The 15,071-nt window shown below is 70.9% G+C and carries 19 protein-coding genes; 7 read left to right on the top strand and 12 right to left on the bottom strand.

Going from position 1 to position 15,071, the window contains the following annotated elements; translation table 11 throughout:
• Window positions 1-17: 17 nt before the first annotated feature.
• On the top strand, window positions 18-644 hold the full coding sequence (locus tag MZC64_RS48905; protein ID WP_247763405.1) for an FKBP-type peptidyl-prolyl cis-trans isomerase: 627 nt from the start codon (window positions 18-20) through the stop codon (window positions 642-644).
• 12 nt (window positions 645-656) lie between these two features.
• Here MZC64_RS48905 and MZC64_RS32615 read toward each other — a convergent pair whose 3' ends face one another.
• Window positions 657-1,727 carry an isoaspartyl peptidase/L-asparaginase family protein gene (locus MZC64_RS32615; RefSeq protein ID WP_247763404.1) on the bottom strand — a complete coding sequence of 357 codons (1,071 nt, stop codon included), beginning with the start codon at window positions 1,725-1,727 and terminating at the stop codon, window positions 657-659.
• An 88-nt stretch (window positions 1,728-1,815) separates the two neighbouring features.
• On the opposite strand from MZC64_RS32615, the gene pgl reads away from it, so the two are divergent.
• Complete coding sequence (pgl, locus tag MZC64_RS32610) at window positions 1,816-2,589, top strand: 6-phosphogluconolactonase (protein ID WP_247763403.1); 774 nt, start codon at window positions 1,816-1,818, stop codon at window positions 2,587-2,589.
• Between the two features lie 87 nt (window positions 2,590-2,676).
• Here pgl and MZC64_RS32605 read toward each other — a convergent pair whose 3' ends face one another.
• Complete coding sequence (locus tag MZC64_RS32605) at window positions 2,677-3,159, bottom strand: DUF5994 family protein (protein ID WP_247763402.1); 483 nt, start codon at window positions 3,157-3,159, stop codon at window positions 2,677-2,679.
• Between the two features lie 153 nt (window positions 3,160-3,312).
• On the opposite strand from MZC64_RS32605, the gene MZC64_RS32600 reads away from it, so the two are divergent.
• Window positions 3,313-3,849: a hypothetical protein gene (locus tag MZC64_RS32600; protein ID WP_247763401.1), complete on the top strand. Its 537-nt coding sequence runs from the start codon at window positions 3,313-3,315 to the stop codon at window positions 3,847-3,849.
• Between the two features lie 77 nt (window positions 3,850-3,926).
• The gene (locus tag MZC64_RS32595) at window positions 3,927-4,682 is read left to right on the top strand and encodes a hypothetical protein (RefSeq protein WP_247763400.1); all 756 of its coding nucleotides are present in this window, start codon (window positions 3,927-3,929) and stop codon (window positions 4,680-4,682) included.
• A 37-nt stretch (window positions 4,683-4,719) separates the two neighbouring features.
• On the opposite strand, the gene MZC64_RS32590 is transcribed toward MZC64_RS32595, so the two are convergent.
• The 3 genes from MZC64_RS32590 to MZC64_RS32580 are packed head-to-tail and all read right to left on the bottom strand — an operon-like array spanning window position 4,720 to window position 6,593.
• On the bottom strand, window positions 4,720-5,778 hold the full coding sequence (locus MZC64_RS32590; protein ID WP_247763399.1) for a WXG100 family type VII secretion target: 1,059 nt from the start codon (window positions 5,776-5,778) through the stop codon (window positions 4,720-4,722).
• An 8-nt stretch (window positions 5,779-5,786) separates the two neighbouring features.
• Entirely contained in the window at window positions 5,787-6,095 is a 309-nt protein-coding gene (locus tag MZC64_RS32585; RefSeq protein ID WP_247763398.1) for a type VII secretion target, read from the bottom strand.
• Between the two features lie 48 nt (window positions 6,096-6,143).
• The gene (locus tag MZC64_RS32580; protein WP_247763397.1) at window positions 6,144-6,593 is read right to left on the bottom strand and encodes a YbaB/EbfC family nucleoid-associated protein; all 450 of its coding nucleotides are present in this window, start codon (window positions 6,591-6,593) and stop codon (window positions 6,144-6,146) included.
• Between the two features lie 529 nt (window positions 6,594-7,122).
• Here MZC64_RS32580 and MZC64_RS32575 point away from each other — a divergent pair.
• Together MZC64_RS32575 and MZC64_RS32570 are read left to right on the top strand one after the other, a co-directional pair.
• A complete protein-coding gene (locus tag MZC64_RS32575) occupies window positions 7,123-8,520 on the top strand; it encodes a histidine kinase (protein ID WP_247763396.1) in 1,398 nt (465 codons plus the stop codon).
• Window positions 8,521-8,604: 84 nt separating this feature from the next.
• Complete coding sequence (locus MZC64_RS32570) at window positions 8,605-9,489, top strand: alpha/beta fold hydrolase (protein WP_247763395.1); 885 nt, start codon at window positions 8,605-8,607, stop codon at window positions 9,487-9,489.
• On the opposite strand, the gene cutA is transcribed toward MZC64_RS32570, so the two are convergent.
• The 7 genes from cutA to MZC64_RS32535 all read right to left on the bottom strand — a co-directional run bounded on the left by cutA (window position 9,456) and on the right by MZC64_RS32535 (window position 14,488).
• Window positions 9,456-9,770 carry a divalent-cation tolerance protein CutA gene (cutA, locus tag MZC64_RS32565; protein ID WP_247763394.1) on the bottom strand — a complete coding sequence of 105 codons (315 nt, stop codon included), beginning with the start codon at window positions 9,768-9,770 and terminating at the stop codon, window positions 9,456-9,458. The two genes, MZC64_RS32570 and cutA, sit on opposite strands and share 34 nt — an antisense overlap.
• A 170-nt stretch (window positions 9,771-9,940) precedes the next feature.
• The gene (locus tag MZC64_RS32560) at window positions 9,941-10,285 is read right to left on the bottom strand and encodes an RNA polymerase-binding protein RbpA (protein WP_185003602.1); all 345 of its coding nucleotides are present in this window, start codon (window positions 10,283-10,285) and stop codon (window positions 9,941-9,943) included.
• 116 nt (window positions 10,286-10,401) lie between these two features.
• Window positions 10,402-10,650, bottom strand: a complete 249-nt coding sequence (secG, locus tag MZC64_RS32555; RefSeq protein WP_185003601.1) for a preprotein translocase subunit SecG — start codon at window positions 10,648-10,650, stop codon at window positions 10,402-10,404.
• Between the two features lie 123 nt (window positions 10,651-10,773).
• Window positions 10,774-11,559 carry a triose-phosphate isomerase gene (tpiA, locus tag MZC64_RS32550; RefSeq protein ID WP_247763393.1) on the bottom strand — a complete coding sequence of 262 codons (786 nt, stop codon included), beginning with the start codon at window positions 11,557-11,559 and terminating at the stop codon, window positions 10,774-10,776.
• Complete coding sequence (gene pgk, locus MZC64_RS32545; RefSeq protein WP_247763392.1) at window positions 11,559-12,779, bottom strand: phosphoglycerate kinase; 1,221 nt, start codon at window positions 12,777-12,779, stop codon at window positions 11,559-11,561. The genes tpiA and pgk overlap by 1 nt, the downstream gene beginning before the upstream one ends.
• 13 nt (window positions 12,780-12,792) lie before the next feature.
• Complete coding sequence (gap, locus tag MZC64_RS32540; protein WP_247763391.1) at window positions 12,793-13,797, bottom strand: type I glyceraldehyde-3-phosphate dehydrogenase; 1,005 nt, start codon at window positions 13,795-13,797, stop codon at window positions 12,793-12,795.
• Between the two features lie 226 nt (window positions 13,798-14,023).
• Window positions 14,024-14,488 (bottom strand): MarR family winged helix-turn-helix transcriptional regulator, encoded by a 465-nt coding sequence (locus tag MZC64_RS32535; protein WP_247763390.1) that lies wholly within the window; start codon window positions 14,486-14,488, stop codon window positions 14,024-14,026.
• A 20-nt stretch (window positions 14,489-14,508) separates the two neighbouring features.
• Here MZC64_RS32535 and MZC64_RS32530 point away from each other — a divergent pair, with 20 nt between their 5' ends.
• A complete protein-coding gene (locus MZC64_RS32530; RefSeq protein WP_247763389.1) occupies window positions 14,509-14,958 on the top strand; it encodes an ester cyclase in 450 nt (149 codons plus the stop codon).
• Window positions 14,959-15,071: the final 113 nt, after the last annotated feature.

Raw genomic sequence — 15,071 nt, 5'->3', positions numbered from 1 at the left:
CGTCTAGGCTTCCTGCCGTGTCCCTTTCTCTGACGATCTCCCGGGCCCGCCTGCTGGCCGCGGGCGCGGTGACCGCGCTCGGCCTGCTGGTCGCCGGCTGCACCCCCAGCGAGGCGCCTGCCGGACTGGAAGAGCTGGCCAAGGCCAACACGACCCCGTCCGCGGCCTCGGCCACCAGCTCCGCGGCCGCCACCAGCGCCGCGGGCAAGCCCGCCGGCGCGCCCTGCGCCATCGACGCGTTCAAGGTCGAGGGCGCGGCAGGCGCCAAGCCCAAGGTGACGGTGCCGACCGACTGCTCGGCGCCCACCACACTGCTGTCCAAGGACATCACCCCCGGCGCCGGCGCCGGGCTGAAGGCCGGTGACACGGTCGAGGCGCACTACCACCTGACCACCTTCTCCGACCGCGCCTTCAAGCAGTCCTCCTACGACGGCGGGCAGAGCTTCAGCACGCCGATCGGCGCCGGCCGGGTCATCCCGGGCTGGGACCAGGGCATGATCGGCCAGAAGGCGGGCTCCCGCCGCGTGCTGATCGTCCCGCCGGACCTGGGTTACGGCCCGGCGGGCAAGGGCGACATCGGGCCGAACGAGACCCTGATCTTCGTGGTCGACCTGATCAAGATCACCCCGGGCGCCGGGTCCTGATCAGCTCCTGACTCAGCGGTTGGCCGGGGTCTCGTCCAGGAACACCTTGGTGACGACCCGGCCATCCGCGGTCAGGTAGCCGTGCAGCATGCCCGGCGTGCTGTGCGGCGCGTCGAACTCGCCCGCCCGGTTGAGCGCGATCACGCCGCCGGCGCCGCCGAGCGCGGGCAGCCGCTTGACCACGACCTCGAAGGCGGACTCGGCCAGTGAGCGCCGCCCGAACTCGACCAGGTTCGAGATGGTGCCCGCGGCCGAGCCCCGGATGAACACCTCACCGGCGCCGGTGGCGCTGATCGCGGCGGTGTCGTTGCGCGCGTAGGTGCCCGCGCCGATCACCGGCGAGTCGCCGATCCGGCCGGCCATCTTGTTGTTCAGCCCGCCGGTGGAGGTGGCCGCGGCCAGGTCGCGGGCCCGGTCCAGGGCGACCGCGCCGACCGTGCCGTGTGCTTGGGGGTCGGCCAGGTCGAGGGTGGCCGGGTTCTTGGCCTTCATCAGCGAGTCCCAGCGGGCCTGGGTCCAGTAGTAGTCCTGGGTGACCGTGGGCAGGCCGTTGCGGGCGGCGAAATCGTCCGCGCCCTCCCCGGACAGCAGCACGTGCTTGGACTTCTCCATCACCAGGCGGGCCGCCGAGATCGGGTTGCGCACGCTGCGCACCCCGGCGACCGCCCCGGCGGCCAGGTCCTTCCCGCGCATGATCGAGGCGTCCAGCTCGTGCCCGGCGTCCTCGGTGAACACCGCGCCCTTGCCCGCGTTGAACAACGGGTTGTCTTCCAGGACCTTGACCGCGGCTTCCACCGCGTCCACGCTGTTCCCCTTGTCCTGCAACACTTTCTGCCCCGCCCGCAAGGCCGCGGTCAGGCCGTCCCGGTAGGCGCGTTCCACCTCCGGGCTGGTGTCCTTGCGAATCAGGCCGCCGCCCGCGCCGCCGTGCACGGCCAGCACCACGTTCCGCGCGTCCGGGGCCGGACCGCGCGCGTCCACCGCCGCCGGTTCGGGCGCCGGCGGCTCGGGCAGGGCGCTGCTCTGCGGGCCGACCAGCAGCAGGGCGGCGGCGGTCAGCAGCACAATGGTTCGTCCTCGCATGACGAAGTCCCTCCTAGACAGACTGTGCGTCCTGCCTAGGGCGAGCGGGCAGGCGGCGCCACCGGCCGATAGGCCAGAATGTCTGACCATGAGCCAGTCGCGGGTAGTCGTGCACGCCAGTCCGGACCTGCTCGCCGCGGCGGTCGCCGCCCGCCTGATCACCGCCCTGGTCGACGCCCAGGCTGCCCAGGGCGCCGCCAGCCTGGTGCTCACCGGCGGCCGCACCGGCAACGCGGTCCTGGCCCACGTGCGCGACCTGCCCGCCCGTGACGCCGTCGACTGGACCCGGGTCGACCTGTACTGGGGCGACGAGCGCTTCCTGCCCGCGGGCCACCCGGACCGCAACGAGACCCAGGCCCGAGCCGCCCTGCTGGACCACATCCCCCTGGACGCCGCCCGGGTGCACGCGATGGAACCCAGCGACGGCCGCTTCGGCGACAACCCGGACGCCGCCGCCGATGCCTACGCCGAGATCCTGGCCAAGAACGCGGCGCCCTACGGCGCGGTGCCCGCCTTCGACGTGTGCCTGCTCGGCGTCGGCGAGGAGGGCCACACCGCGTCGATTTTCCCGGACTCCCCCGCCGTGCACGAGGCCAGCCGCACCGTGGTCGCGGTCCGCGACTGCCCCAAGCCCCCGCCCACCCGGGTCAGCCTCACCCTGCCCGCGATCCGCACCTCCCGCGAGGTGTGGCTGATGACTACCGGCGACAGCAAGGCAGGCCCGGTGGCGCAGGCCCTGGTCGAGGGCGACGAGGTGGCGATCCCGGCCGCCGGGGCTCGCGGCGCGGAGCGCACGCTGTGGCTGCTGGACCCGACCGCCGCCGCCCAGGCGCCCGCCAAGTTCCTGCGGCCGACTGCCTGACCCGGACGGTCGGCCCGCTCAACCACCCGGCCACGTCCGCGGCACCGCCGCCAGTCCGCGGATCCGCGCCGCCCGCCGCCGTCCCGGTCAGCCCTGGCGCTGTGTCGGCAACACCAGCCGCAGCCAGGCCCGCGGCGCCAGCAACTCGGCCGGACTGTCGATGTTCTCCCGCCCGGCCGCCCGCCGCAGCACCCGCCGCCCGGCCTCCTCGGCCACCGCCGGCGGCACCACCAGCAACCGCAACCCACCCCCGGCCCGCCCCAGCACCAGAACCATCGCCGGGTCCAGGGTCGCCGACCGCCGCAGCACCACCGGCCAGCCCCCGGCGAGCACCCGCCGCGGCGCCGGCCGGAACGCCTCCGGGTTGAACACCACCCGCCCGATCGGCCCCAGCCGCACCGCGAGCAGTTCCAGCAACGGCGGCAACTCCACGGCCAGGCACCCGGTGTGCGGCCACCAGCCACCGTCCAGGAGACCCACCGCCGATTCCCGCGGCTTGAGCCGGAGCCGGAGCGCGCGCCGGGCGGCGCTGGGGGTGAGCGGGGAATGGTGACTCAGGTCCGACAGCATGCCGGTGGTCCCGTCTCCGGTCGCGGAGCGCGGCCGGTGTCGGTGTGCGCCGGAAACGGCGCCGGCTCGGCTGCCGACGTGCGCGACGTCCCCGCCAGTCCCGACCCTACGCCCCAGGACACCCCCGGAACCGGCCGTGACAGGGTTGTCCTCATGCGATACCCGGGCGCGCATCCCGACCACGAACAGCGGTTCCGCCGTTTCCCGCGGCTGGCCTACGTCACCACCCTCGTCATCCGGGTGCTCGCCTGCGCCCTCGGCCTGGCCCTGCTCGCCCTGTGCGCGCTGACCTTCCGCGCCGAACCCGCCCCGGCGCACGGCCGCGCCACCCTGGCCGAACCCTGCGCCTCCGGGGTCTGCGCGGTCACCGTGACCTGGGACGACCGCGGCGCTGAACGCGCGCTGCTGAGCGTGACCCGAGCCGAACGCGACCAGGCCGCCCAGGGCATCGAGGTGTGGGGCCGCAAGCCCTTCCCCGGGTTCTGGGGCCGCACCGAACTCGCCACCGCACCGCCCGCGCCGCGGGGTCCGCAATGGGGGCTGCGGATCGCCTTCCTGCTGATCGGCGGGCTGCTGCTGGCGCTGGGCGTCTCACGCCGGTTCGGGCCCGCGCTGGGCCGGCGGATCAACCCGGCCGGGTGGCGGCGGGCCCGCCGGTTCTACGGGGCCGAGGATGGGCCGAACCGGTGAACGTGGCCGGAAACGACTGAGCCGGGACCCCTCCGCCCGGGATCATGCAGTCCTGGCCTCGGCAGTCAGGAGGGCGCATGGTCCGGCGCTGGCTCCAGTTCCAGCTCCTGCTCGCCCCACTGCTGCTCATCGCCTGCGGCTCGCAACCGCAGGTCGGCTTCACCCCGGCCCTGCTGCCGGTGAAGTTCAGCATCAGCGCGAGCGGTGTCAGCGTCTCCGGCGACAAGACCCTGGTGACCCCGATCGGCGTGTTCTCCATCGGCGCCAAGTACAGCCTGCCGGACAAGGACGCCGACTCGATCTACGTGGTCATCCGGGACCGCCGCACGGGCGACACCGGCTTCGACCACACCTACCAGGTGCGCTCCGGCCAGGGCGAGTTCACCGCGGTGGTCGACGGGCGCACCACGGTGCAGGTGGTGGACCGGCAGGTGCTGATCGACGTCACCGAAGGCAAGATCGAGTCCATCGAGTTGAAGGGCGTGGAGAAGGTCGCCGCGGTCAAGGAGGACAACCCGCTCGTCCGGTTCGTCAACAACTGGACGGCGCACTGGCGGGAGTCGATCTACGCGCCGTTCGCCTTGTTCAGCTGGGCCTACGACGACTCGACCATGGGCGAGTGGTACGGCCTCGGCTTCGTGTGGTTCCTGCTGCGCCTGCTGTTCGCGCTGCTCCTGCTGGTCCCGGACCTGATCCTGACCGGGGTGTTCGCCGTGGCCGGCGTGGGCTACGCCCTGCTCGGGGAGACCGCCCGCAACATCGTCTACGGCCTCGCCGTGCTGGTCGGGTTGTTCCTCGCGGTCGCCGCGGTGGCGGTGGCCAACGACTGGTGAGCCGAGGGGCCCGGTCCGGGCCCCTCGCTGCCGGGAGTTACTTCTCCCACCAGCCCTTTTTCTCGTTCTCCTCGATGTTCTCCGGGTTGAAGTCGTCCTTCGCCCAGGTCTTGCCGCCCTCCAGGCCGATCTTGATCGGGGCCTGCCACAGGTATTCCTTGCCGACTTCCTTGCCGACCTGCTTGCCGTAGTCGGCGGCCTGCCCGTAGTCGTCCTTCAGCCCGTCCAGCCTGGGTATCTGGTCGCCCCGGTTGCCCCTGAGCCCGCGCAGCATGCTCTGGTTGGTCTTGCTCACGCTCTTGGACAGGTCGAACCCGCTGCGGCTGTACTTGCCGAGGCCGCCGAGGCCCTTGATCTTGCTGGCCGCCTTGGCCATGTTCTGGATCATGGTGGAGAGCACCCGGTTCACGCCCTTGCACAGGCGCAGGAACTTGGTGAAGTACTTCATGATCTTCGCGACGGCCATGCCGACCCTGGCGATCACCCAGGACACCCCGGCCGCGATCGAGGCGCCGAAGGTGAAGAAGGCGGTCAGGCCGGCCGCGACCATGGCCTTGATGATCTCGGCGACCACGATGGAGATGGTGTCGCGGACGATCGCGCGCACGATCGCCATCGCCTCGCCCAGGCCGCCGGCGGCCTCCGAGGTGGCCTTGGCCTCGGCGCTGATGGCCAGCAGGCTGTCGTTGACGATGGTCATCTGCTCGCTGAAGGCCTGCTGGGCGTCCCCGCTCCAGCCGCCGATCTGCGCGTTCAGCTCGTTGCGGGTGTCGGTGGCCAGATCGGTGAGGTCCTTGGACACGTTGTGCCAGGCCAGCACGCCCTTCTTGACCTCGCCGTCGTCACCGCTGATGTAGTCCAGGCACTCCTTGAGCGGGCCGATGTGCTCCATCGCCCAGCCGATGCCCGCCTCCAGCAGCGAGCCGAAGGGGTCCATGGCCACGCCCACCGCGTCGAAGGCCAGCCCGGCCGCGGAGGCGCCCGCCTCCGGGAACTCGCCCTGCACCAGCGCCGAGACCGTCTCCGCGGTGCTGCCGATCGCGCCCGAGCCGTCCAGGGACTTGGTCGCGCCGTCGAAGTTGGGAAACCACTCCATGGCTCAGTTCACTTCTTCCCGTCGAAGGAGTCGCGCACCGCGTCCTCCGCGTCCTGGTAGGTCAGCGCGGCGTCCTTGAGCGATTTCGCCACGTCCTGCAGGCCCTGCGCGCCGTCCTCGATCTTCGCCCTGGCCTCGCTGGCCTGCTTGTTGAGGTCACCGGCGAACTGCATGCCGATGATCCCGTAGGCCTCCTGGCCGAGCTGGATGTTCGCCGCGTTGCCCGCCTGCTTGGACAGGCCCTCCGCGATGCGCGCGAGCGTGGCGGCGTACCGCTCCAGCTCCGCGCTCTTGGTGGTGAACTTGTCAGCCGTCATAACCCACTTCCCCAGTGCCGCCCTGCCTGCCGTCGGTCCGCGCTCCCGCTAGCGCAGGATCGGGCCGCCGAAGTCGTCCTCGTCCTCGTCCCCGCCCGGTCGCCGCCGCGGCTGCTGGGACGGGCGCGGCGGGGTGTTCGGTTCCCGCCGATCCGGGCCGGGCTGCGCCGCGGCGTCCTCGTCCTCGGCGGGCGGCAGGTAGCCGCGCAGCATGGCCATGGTCTGGGTGGCGTCGCCGAACAACGGCGTGACCACCTCCTCCAGCTGCCGGCCCGCCTGCGCCTGGGCCTGCTGGGCGAGCTGCACCAGCAGCTGGCCGAGGTTGCGCAGCGAGGCGTCCACCAGCGAGGGGTGGATCTGCACGTCCTTGAGCGTCCCGTTGACGTGCACCTCGACGCTGATTTTCCCGTCCGGGGTGCTCGCGCGCCCGCTGAGCTGTTGCAGCTCACCGGAAACGGCGTCCACCGCCGCCAGCCGGGCACGGTTCTCACGTTCCATGCGCGCTACCCACGCTTCGGGGTCCACAAACATTCACCTTTCACTCGCCCCCCATGCCTTGTTGTCCCCCGGTCAGACTAGGAAGGCGGCCTACCGGTTCCCTCGGACGGCCGTAACTGTGTGGCAATTTCCCGGACACCGCCACCGGATGTAGTGGTCTGTACCATTTCGCCGGTCAACGGCGGCCCTGACTGGACCGTTCGATGGCCGGACACATGGTTCAAAGTTGTCAAACTGATGACACGCCCACGTTCGGAGCAACGACCCCGTCGAGCGGCCGAACTGGGAACACGCTGCGTAGTCACGGCTGACTCGGTCAATCTGACAAGTTTTGACAACCCCGCAGGCTGTCTGGGGAGTCAGTTGCAGCAGGATCATGACAAGCTGGACAGACTTGTCAACTGGCCCTGTTTTTTGGCAGCAGGCTGCCGTACGGTGGGGTCGATCGGACGGGTGACTCGGAGGTGCTGCTCTGGTCACGAAGAGCTTGTCCGGGCTCGGCTTGCGTCAGGCCGCCCCTGGGACAAACGTGAGCACGGAGACCCGCGGCGACCGCGGGCCGGACGGGCTGCGCTGCCTGCGGCGCACACTGACCGACCTGGCCCTGATCGCCCTGGCGGGACTGGATGTCGTGGTCAACACGACGCCCTCGACGCACTACACGTTCCTGCTGCCGGTGCTGGCCTGTCTGGCACTGCTGTTCCGCAGGGAGTTCCCGCGCACCGCGCTGCTGCTGACCATTCCCGGCCTGGTGGTGGGTTTCACCGTGCTGGCCGCGATGGTGGCGCTGTACTCGGTGGCGCGGGCACGCCGCCTGGACTGGCAGCTCATCGGCTGCGGGCTGCTGGGCTTCGGCGGTTGCCTGACCCTGGGCCCGATGCAGTTGTTCCCCGATGTCGCCGTGCACGAGGCGTTCCTGCGCGCGCTGTACGCGGCGTTGCTGGCGGGCGCGCCGATCGCGGTGGGCCAGCTGGTGCGGGCCCGCTGCGAGCTGACCGGCAGGCTCACCGAACTGGCGGCCGGGCGGGAACGGCAGCAGAAGCTGCACGACCACGCGGTGCGCGCTGAGGAGCGGACCCGGCTGGCCCGCGAGATGCACGACGTGGTCTCGCACCAGGTCACGCTGATCGCGATCCAGGCGGGCGCGCTGCAGGTGGTGGCCGAGGACCCGGACTCCCGGGAAATCGCGCTGACCATCCGCAGGCTCTCCAACCGCACCCTGGAAGAACTGCGCAACCTGGTCGGTCTGCTGCGCTCCTCCACCCTGGACTGCGAGGCGGCCCAGCCGACCCTGACGGACGTGCCGGAACTGGTCGCCGACAGCGGCCTGCCGACCACGCTGACCATGGGCCCGATGCCGGGTCCGGTGTCCCCGCAGCTGGGCTGCGCGGTGTACCGGACCGTGCAGGAGGCGCTGACCAACATCGGCAAACACGCTTCCGGCGCGCCGGTCACGGTGCACCTGGGACTGGCGGGCGGCAGCCTGCACGTGGAGGTGCGCAACGCGTGCCCGCGCGGTCAGGACGGTTTCGCGCCGCTGCCGCCGGGTGGGCACGGGCTGATGGGCCTGCGCGAGCGGGCGGCGATGCTCGGTGGCACGCTCACCGCGCAGCCGACCGAGGACGGCGGATACGTGGTGCACGCCAGTTTCCCGCTCACCGCGGAGAACCTGGCCGCACCTGCTCCGGCGGGCCCGGTTCCGGTCTCCTCCCCCACCGCTCCGGCTCCGGCGGACAACCCCGCGCCGTCACCCCAGTCAACCCCGGTCACCTCGGCTCCGGCGCACCTGCCGGTCACCACCCGGCGGAGCACCCACTCCGCCGCGACCGGGCAGTCCGCGCTGGCCTCGGCCGAGCATCTGGCGATGCTGCGCCATCCCCGGCCGCGGGAACCCAGTCCGGCGGAACTGCACCTGTCAGCGCAGTGACAACGGGGGCAGGGATTCCTGCCTCGCGGTGACAAGCCCAGGTCAGGGCGGTCCGGTGGGACACGGTCGGCTCATGCTGAGCCCATGACCGACGTCCTGTCCCCCGGAGCGCATCTGATCGAGGTCGGCGGCGTCCGCCTGCGCTACCACGTGGCGGGCGCGGGCCCGCTCTGCCTGGTGCACTCCGGTGGCCCCGGCATCCACTGGGAGTACCTGCGGATGCCCGAGCTGGAGCGCCACCTGACCCTGGTCTATCTGGAGCCGGTGGGCACCGGCCGGAGCGATCCGCTGCCCGGCGGCCGGTACACGGTGCGCCGCTACGCCGAGTTCGTGGACGGCGTGATCGATCACCTGGGCGGCCCCGAGGTCTACTTCCTCGGTCATTCGCACGGCGCGTTCGTCGGCCTGCAATACGCCCTGGACCACCCGGAACGCCTGACCGGGCTGATCCTCTACGACGGCGCCCCCACCATGAACACCCCCGACTTCGAGGCGGAGGTCGCCCAGGGCGTGCAGGCGCACCTGGCCGCCCACCCCGGCGACCAGTACACCGAGCGCGCCGCCGCGGCCTTCGGCCAGACCGCCATCACCGACGACGCCTCCTTCCGCGCCTACCTGGCCGCCATCCTGCCGCTGTACTTCGCCGACTACCCGGCCATCGACCTGTCCGGCTGGCTGGACACCCTGGACGCCACGCACGACCCGGACCGGGCGCCGGAGACCTGGGACGTGCGCGATGACCTGGATGTCATCCACACCCCGACCCTGGTCCTGGTGGGCAGGCGCGATTTCATCTGCGGCCCGCGCTGGGCACGGGAGCTGGCCACCGGCATCCCCACCGCGCACCTGGTGGTGCTGGAGCGCAGCGGCCACTTCGGGCACCTGGAGGAGCCGGCGCGGTTCTTCGGCGCGGTGGCCGCCTTCACCGGATCGGCTCAGCGGGTTTCCGCGGTCACCCAGTCCAGGTAGCCCGGGGATCCGGCGACGATGGGAGTGGCGATGAGTTCGGGTTCGTCGTAGCTGTGCCGGGCGCGCAGTTCGGCGAGCAGGGCGTCCAGGCGGTCGGCGCTGGTCTTGCATTCCAGGCGCCATTCGGGATCGGACTGGATGCCGCCGTTCCAGCGGTAGACGCTGGTGACGGGCAGGATCTGCACGCAGGCCGCCAGGCGGGCCTCGACCACGGCGGCGGCCAGGGCCTGCGCGGCCTCAGGGGTGTCCAGGGTGGTGGTGACGATCAAGTGTTCGGCCATGATCGGCACGGTACCGAGCCCAGAACAGCAGACGGCCCGGAGGCGGGCGGCCTCCGGGCCGGTCGTCTTACTGACCCCTGCCACAGGCCGCTTCCGACATCGCGACCTGCTTCGAACCGGCCGTGCCCCACACGGCCGTACCGCTGGTTGTGCTGTTGTCAGGCCGAGTGTCAGGCCTCGCCGCGCTGGGCCCGCAGCCGCGCTAGGGCCTCTTCCAGGATCGCCTGGCCGTCGGCGTCGGAGCGGCGCTCCTTCACGTAGGCCAGGTGAGTCTTGTAGGGCTCGTTGCGTGGCGCGGCCGGAGGGGCCTGCTCGTTGCGACCTGCCGGGAGCCCGCAGCGCGGGCAGTCCCAGCTCTCCGGTACCTCGGCCTCCAAGGCGAAGGACGGCCGGACCTCGTGCCCGTTGGCACAGAAGTAGGCCACCCGTTGTCTCGGCGCCGATTCACCTCGTTCGGACTCGCCCATCGGGCCAGCACCGACTCGGGTGCCGCGGATCGCGTTACCGCCAGCCATCGACCCTCACTTCCCCCGTCATGTATTTGCCCCTGGTGCCTGTGTTCACTTGTCAAAGTCCGGATCCGGACTGTCAACCGTTGGAACGGCCGAGGCCCGGATCCGGTTCCCTCAGCTCAGGTCGCCGCTGCTGGGGCGAGCTTCATCAACAGGCCGACGCCGATGATGGAGATCAACCAGACCGCGCCGAAGAACAGCGTGAGCCGGTCCAGGTTCTTCTCCACCACGCTTGAGCCGGACAGGCTCGACTGCATGCCGCCACCGAAGAGCGAGGAAAGCCCGCCGCCCCGGCCACGGTGCAGCAGCACCAGGAGCACCAGCACCACGCTGGCCACGATCAACACAATCTGAAGAGTCAGCTTCATCTCATCCTCGCCGTACCGCGGTAGACGTCACAGAGTACCGGTAAGGGCGGCCGACTTGGACCGCCCTCCGGATCATTGCCGTACGTAATGGCGATTGCACTACGTAATGGCCAGGTCACGGCCTTACGGCAGCGGACCGCCGGCGGCGAGGGCGCAGAGTTTCGCGAACTCCTCCGCGTCCAGGCTGGCCCCGCCGACCAGGGCGCCGTCGATGTCCTCCTGCTTGATCAGTTCGGCGATGTTGCCGGACTTGACCGAGCCGCCGTAGAGCACCCGCACCGCGGCCGCCACCTCGGGCCCGTACTTCTCCGCGAGCTTGGCCCGGATCGCCCCGCACACCTCCTGGGCGTCGGCCGCGCTGGCCACCCGCCCGGTGCCGATGGCCCACACCGGCTCGTAGGCCACCACGACCTGCTGGACCTGCTCGGCCTTGAGGCCCTTGAGCCCGGCGATGAGCTGGTCGGTGGTGTACTCCACGTGCGTGCCGGCCTCGCGGATCTCCAGCTTCTCGCCGATGCAGAAGATCGGCGCGACGCCGTGCTTGAGCGCCGCGCGGACCTTCTTGTTCACCAGGTCGTCGGTCTCGCCGTGGATCTCCCGGCGCTCGGAGTGGCCCACGACCACCCAGGCGCAGCCGAGCTTGGCCAGCATCGGCCCCGAGATGTCCCCGGTGTAGGCGCCGGAGTCCGACGGCGAGAGGTCCTGCGCACCGTAGGTGAGCAGCAGCTTGTCGCCGTCCTTGAGGGTCTGGATGCTGCGGATGTCCACGAACGGCGGCAGCACCGCCACGTCGACCTTGTCGTAGTACTTGTCCGGCAGGGAGAACGCGAACTTCTGGACCAGCGCGATGGCTTCCAGGTGGTTCAGGTTCATCTTCCAGTTGCCGGCGATGAACGGCTTGCGCGCCATCAGTCCTCCAGGACGGAAACGCCGGGGAGTTCCTTGCCCTCAAGGAATTCCAGGGATGCTCCACCACCGGTGGAGATGTGCGAGAAGCCGTCCTCGGGCAGGCCGAGCAGGCGCACCGCGGCCGCGGAGTCGCCGCCGCCGACGACGGTGAACGCCGAGGAGTCGACCAGTGCCTTGGCCACCGCGCGGGTGCCGCCCGCGTACTCGGCGACCTCGAAGACGCCCATCGGCCCGTTCCAGAACACGGTCTGGGCGTCGGCGAGCTTGGCGGCGAAGAGCGCTTCGGTGTCCGGGCCGATGTCCAGGCCCATCCGGCCGGCCGGGATGCCGTCCACCGGCACCACCACGGGGGCGGGCTGGCTGGCGGCGCCGAAGTCCGGGAACCGCTCGGCGGTGGCCACGTCGACCGGCAGCACCAGTTCCACGCCGCGCTCGGCCGCCTCCTTGAGGAAGCCGCGCACGGTGTCGAGCTGGTCCTCCTGCAGCAGCGAGTCGCCGACCTCGTGGCCCTGGGCCTTGAGGAAGGTGTAGGCCATGCCGCCGCCGATGAGCAGCCGGTCCACCTTGGCCAGCAGGTTGGCGATCACGCCGAGCTTGTCCGAGACCTTGGACCCGCCGAGCACGACCACGTAGGGCCGCGCGGTGTCGGTGGTGAGCTTGCGCAGCACCTCGACCTCGGCCAGCACCAGGCCGCCGGCGTAGTGCGGCAGCAGCCTGGCCACGTCGTAGACCGAGGCCTGCTTGCGGTGCACCACCCCGAAACCGTCGGAGACGAACGCGCCGTTCTCGCCGAGCAGCGCGGCGAGTTCGGCGGCGAAGGCGGCCCGCTCGGTCTCGTCCTTGCTGGTCTCCCGCGCCTCGAAGCGCACGTTCTCCAGCAGCGCCACCCGGCCGTCGGCCAGACCGTCCACAGTGGACTTGGCCGAGGGGCCGGTCACGTCGGCGGCCAGGGCCACCTCCGCGCCGAGCAGCTCACCGAGGCGCGCCGCGACCGGGGCGAGGGAGAACTTGGGGTCGGGCTCGCCCTTGGGGCGGCCCAGGTGTGCCGCGACGAGCACGCGGGCCCCGGCCTCGGTCAGCTGCCGCAGGGTGGGCAGCGAGGCGCGGACCCGGCCGTCGTCGGTGATGACGGAGCCGTCCAGAGGAACGTTGAGGTCGGCGCGCACCAGCACGCGCCGACCGGCAACACCCTCGGCGAGCAGATCTGCCAGGGTCTTCACAGTTGTCTCTCCGTCAGAGCTTCGAGGCGACCAGCGCGGTCAGGTCGACCAGGCGGTTGGAGTAGCCCCACTCGTTGTCGTACCAGCCGACGACCTTGACCTGGTTGCCGATGACCTTGGTCAGCGGCGCGTCGAAGATGCAGGACGCCGGGTCGGTGACGATGTCGGAGGAGACGATCGGGTCGGTGTTGTAGCGCAGGATGCCCTTGAGCGGGCCGTCGGCCGCCGCCTTGACCGCGGCGTTGACCTCCTCGACGGAGGTCTCCCGGCCCACCACGACGGTGAGGTCGGTGGCCGAGCCGGTGGGCACGGGCACGCGCAGCGCGTAGCCGTCCAGCTTGCCCTTCAGCTCCGGCAGCACCAGGCCGATGGCCTTGGCCGCGCCGGTGCCGGTGGGCACGATGTTCAGCGCGGCGGCGCGGGCCCGGCGCAGGTCCGAGTGCGGGGCGTCCTGCAGGTTCTGGTCCTGCGTGTAGGCGTGGATGGTGGTCATCAGACCCTTTTCGATCCCGAAGGTGTCGTTGAGGACCTTGGCCATCGGCGCCAGGCAGTTGGTGGTGCAGGAGGCGTTGGAGATGATGCTCTGCGAGCCGTCGTAGAGGTGGTCGTTGGCGCCGAGCACCACGGTCAGGTCCTCGCCCTTGGCCGGGGCGGAGATGATGACCTTCTTGGCGCCACCCTCGTCGATGTGCTTGCGCGCGGCATCGGCGTTGGTGAAGAACCCGGTGGACTCGACGACGACGTCGACACCCAGGTCCTTCCACGGCAGCTTGCCGGGGTCGCGCTCGGCGAGGGCCTTGATGACCTTGCCGTTGACCGAGATGCCCTCATCGGTCACCGTCACCTCGCCGTCGAGGCGGCCCAGGATCGTGTCGTACTTGAGCAGGTGCGCCATCGTGGCCACGTCACCCAGGTCGTTGAAGGCCACGATCTCGATGTCCCGGCCACTGGCGGCCAGGGCACGCCAGAAGTTGCGGCCGATCCGACCAAAGCCGTTCACACCCACGCGAACCGTCACGGTGCGTCTCCTCGAAGTTCGTCCCGGCCGTCCAAGACCGGGCGCTAACCGGCGTTTGCGCATTCACCCTAGCGGGCGGGAATGTCGCTGGTCACGGCCACCCGGGGAACTGGCTTGATCGAGACAGAGACCGAGGCCACGACGGTCCCCGCGAGTGGCTGCTAGCCGGGGGCGCGGAGGTCTGGTATCGGGCGCTCGCGGCAGGTGGCCTTCGGCGCCGAAGGAGTCAGTCGGCCGGAGCGGGGATGTGCGCGGCGAAGTACTCGGCCACGCCGTTGAGCACCCGGGTGACCAGCGCCAGCTCCGCGGGCGGCAGCGCGCCGAAGAGCGACTCGGCCAGTTCCGCGGCCGAGCCGCGCATGTGCTCGATCGCGGTGCGCCCCTTGGCGGTCAGGTCCACCGCGATGGCCCTGCGGTCCTCCGGGTGCGCGCCGCGGGTGACGAAACCGGACTCCTCCAGGGCGTCGACGAGGGTGGTGACGTTGCGCGGGGTGACGGCCAGGGCGTCGGCCAGGGCGCGCTGGGTGACCGGGGCGAGCGGGGCGAGGGTCCACAGGGCCTTGGCACGGGCCGGGGTGAGGCCGTCGGCGTGCAGGGTGGCGGTCATCTCCTGGTTGATCAGGTCGTTGGCCAGCATCAGCGCCCCGAACGCCGCCCCGGCAGATGATGTATCATGTTCACTATGTCCCATATTCACCATGCTACCGCGTGGTGCCGAGGAAGGAGAGCACCGTGGACGCCGTCGCCGAGCGGAACATGAACACCATGCGCGCCACCTACCAGACCCTGCAGGGCGGTGACCTGGACGCCTGCGTGCGCCTGCTGACCGAGGACTTCATCGCCAACCTGCCCGGCCTGCCCGAGCCCTTCCGCGGCCGCGAGGTCTGGCGGATGGGCGCCCAGGCCATGCTGACCGCCTTCCCCGACCTGGACATCGAGATCGAGAACATGCTCGCCGCCGGCGATCAGCTCGCCGTCCGGGCCCGTTTCCGCGGCACCCACCGCGGCGAGTTCAACGGCGTCCCGGCCACCGGGCGCAGGGTGGAGTTCTGGAGCGTGGAGCACTACCGCTTCACCGCGGACGGGCGCTTCGCGGAGGAGTGGGTGGCGCCGGACATCGCGAACCTGATGCGGCAACTCACCGAAGACGCGCCAGGCTAAACCGGTGTGTTGGCCGTTGTCGTACACAGTCTTGGCCCAACTGGTACGCCCACTTGAGCCAAATCGGCGTACCAGTTGGCCCAACTCGCCGTCCAGAACGGCCAACACACCGT

The organism is Crossiella sp. S99.2, assembly GCF_023094165.1.
GTDB lineage: Bacteria > Actinomycetota > Actinomycetes > Mycobacteriales > Pseudonocardiaceae > Crossiella.
The sequence above is the reverse complement of the archived record's forward strand: the minus strand, read 5'-3'. Positions and strand labels throughout refer to the sequence as shown.